The organism is Bradyrhizobium sp. 76, from assembly GCF_023073025.1.
Taxonomy (GTDB): Bacteria; Pseudomonadota; Alphaproteobacteria; order Rhizobiales; family Xanthobacteraceae; genus Bradyrhizobium.
Genome location: NZ_JADPIS010000033.1, coordinates 1 through 2702, shown reverse-complemented (window position 1 = coordinate 2702; position 2702 = coordinate 1). Strand labels below are relative to the sequence as shown.

The following is a 2702-nucleotide window of genomic DNA, read 5'->3' as shown; positions in this document are numbered from 1 at the left end:
CGTGCCCAGCGGGAACATCAATTGAAACGTTGGTCGCGGTCGAAGGCCATCGATGGGCGATCGAGGACAGCTTTGAAACCGCGAAAAACGAGTTCGGGCTGGATCACAACGAGAGCAGATCCTGGCATGGCTGGCACCGTCATGTGTCCTTGGTGATGCTCGCCTTCGCCATGATGGCCGCGATCCGACATCGCGCTAATCCGCCACCGCCCAAAAAAACGAAACCTCGCCACCCGGCAAAAGCCAAAGCATAACCACGCCGCCGCTGATCCGTTGGTCAATCCAGGAAATCCGCCGCATTGCCATCAGACTTGCTCGAAAGCGTATTCAACCCGCACGCATCATCGCATGGTCTTTCTGGCGCAGAGCTCATCAGGCTGCCGCTCAACGCGCTCATGTCAAATCAAAAAGACAAACTGTAATGCTAGAGGCGTAACGTACGACTTGCACCAACTGACGATCTCTCAGGTGCAACTCCCGCAGCGACCAGGGGCGTCGGCTCGATTCCTTGGGCCGGACGACCACGACTACCGTCCTGCGCTCGCGCTTAACAAGTAGCATTCTTGACGCGCCGCGGTCCTATCTTCCTTGCAGTGCACCAACCGGAATGGTTGTTTCTACGCTCGATCGCCCGGTATCGATCTGGAAGGCGATCGCCTACGGTTTCGATCAAGCGCTCGGGCCGGTCAAGCGGTGCCGCGTGGTGCAGATTTCCCGACTCGTTTGCGAGGCTCGCAAGCTTCAATTCCAATTTGGTATCGATCCGTGCAAATTTGGTATTGGCGTTGGCTTAAGCGGTCCGCTCACATTGCACCAATCAATGACAATTGATGAATGTTGAAGGGAGGAGAGGTACGATGCAGCAGCTGCACTCCGTGAGGTATGGGGCCCCCATTTGGGATGCGCCCGCTTGGCTTTGTGAGACCAATAATGCTGAGCAGAGCTGCGAGTAAGGAGCAACTACAGTGAAAGCTGTGTTGGAGTACTGGCCCTCGCTCGTGCAGGGCCTGTGGGTCACGGTGTGGGTATCAGTCTGTACAATCCTGTTTGCGGCGCTGGGTGCGATCGTCCTCGGCGCGATCAGGCTCTCAAACAAGCGCGCGATACGAGCGGCGTCGATTGTCTTCATCGAGCTCATTCGTGGTCCCTCGGGTCTGGTTCTCCTATTCTGGGTCTTCTACGTGCTGCCGCTGCTGCCCGGCATGCCGCAATTGAGCCCCCTCGCGGCGGCGATCCTCGTGTTATCGCTCGACGGAGCGGTATACGGGGCTGAAATCGTGCGGGCTGGCATTGAGGCTGTGCATCGGGGGCAGAGCGATGCCTGTCATGCGCTTGGGCTGAACAAAATCCAGAGTCTCAGAAAGGTAATATTGCCGCAGGCGCTTTCGCAGGTCGTGCCCGCGTTCGGGAGCCTGGCGAGAGACATGGTCAAGTGGACTTCGATCGTGAGCTTCGTCGGCGTGCAGGATGTTCTCTATGTTGCGAACAACATTCGCAGCCAAACATTCGACACGGTCACTGTCTTTTGCATGCTTGGTGCGATTTATTGGATCCTGTGCCTTCTTTGTGCTGCTGCTTTTCGCGCTCTTGAGCACTTTCTTCCCCTGAACCGCGCGCTCCGAGCGGCGCGCGTGTCGGCGCAGGTCGCGCCCAATGCCCGTGCGCTTGCCGGAGCTGCCCAATGACCTGGGATTGGAACTACACCTTTGAGATCTTGCCGCGCCTCATGGTGGGCATTTGGTACACTGTGCTGGTCACGATTGCGAGTTCGGCGATTGCGCTAACGGCCGGTCTCCTGCTTGCGATCTTGGAGACGGCGAGTACCAGGCTTGGTCGGGCATTCGTGCGCTTCCTGCTTGAACTCTTCCGGGGGGTCCCCATCCTGGTCATGCTCTATTTCGCCTTCTATGTGCTACCGGAATTCGGCGTGACTCTTCCGGCAATGCCAATTGGAATCGGCGTATTGGGTATTGTCTATGCCGCATTCTGTTCGGAAGTGTACCGAGGCAGCCTGATCACGATCCCGCCCGCGATGCGCGACGCGTGCGTGGCCCTCAATTTGAGCTCGTATACCACATGGCGACGTGTGCTTGGCCCGCTAATGATCAAACGGGCTATTCCTGCCCTTCTTAACTACGTCCTCGCGCTGTTTCGGACGTCTGCGTACCTGTTTGCGCTCGGCGTGCCGGTGCTGCTGGGCGAGGCGCAGGTGGCCGGTTACGAAAACTTCCGTTATCTCGAGCCCTTCACGGTTGCTGGCGTCATTTACATCGTCATGAACCTGCCGTTCCTCTATCTCCTCTCCCGATTCAAGGACAAGCATGTCTAGCAGCATGGAATTTCGCCAGGCCGGACCCTTCGTGCCACCGACCGCCACGGCCTCCAGCATGATGGAGGCACATGCATCCGCTACCAACTCGCGACAGGCTATGTGGTCCATCGAATTCGAAAAAGTCTCAAAATCGTTCGGCGCTCACCGCGTGCTGATCGATCTTGACCTGCAAGTGCGGCCCGGCGAAAAGGTGGCGCTGATCGGGCCGAGCGGTTCAGGAAAGACGACCGTGCTGCGTCTGGCGATGACTCTCGAGAAGCCCACTGGCGGCGATATCAAGATTTTTGGCCAAAGCATCTTTTTCGACGCGGCTGGCAAACCGCTCCCGCGCGCGAAGGAGGCCCGAATCCGCCGTCGATGCGGCATGGTC

The 2702-nt window shown here is 58.1% G+C and carries 4 protein-coding genes; all 4 read left to right on the top strand.

Going from position 1 to position 2702, the window contains the following annotated elements; all coding sequences use genetic code 11:
* A partial coding sequence (locus tag IVB48_RS07840; protein WP_247399161.1) for a transposase occupies positions 1-254 on the top strand: 254 nt, incomplete at its 5' end.
* Between the two features lie 711 nt (positions 255-965).
* Complete coding sequence (locus IVB48_RS07835) at positions 966-1685, top strand: amino acid ABC transporter permease (RefSeq protein ID WP_247399159.1); 720 nt, start codon at positions 966-968, stop codon at positions 1683-1685.
* Complete coding sequence (locus IVB48_RS07830) at positions 1682-2329, top strand: ABC transporter permease subunit (protein ID WP_247399157.1); 648 nt, start codon at positions 1682-1684, stop codon at positions 2327-2329. The genes IVB48_RS07835 and IVB48_RS07830 overlap by 4 nt, the downstream gene beginning before the upstream one ends.
* A 100-nt stretch (positions 2330-2429) precedes the next feature.
* Positions 2430-2702: ATP-binding cassette domain-containing protein (locus IVB48_RS07825; RefSeq protein WP_247399155.1), on the top strand; the 273-nt coding region annotated here is incomplete at its 3' end.

What these genes read in the sequence shown, in the direction of transcription:
- IVB48_RS07830 (WP_247399157.1), top strand. Translation starts at nt 1,682, where the DNA reads ATGACCTGGGATTGGAACTACACCTTTGAGATCTTGCCGCGCCTCATG.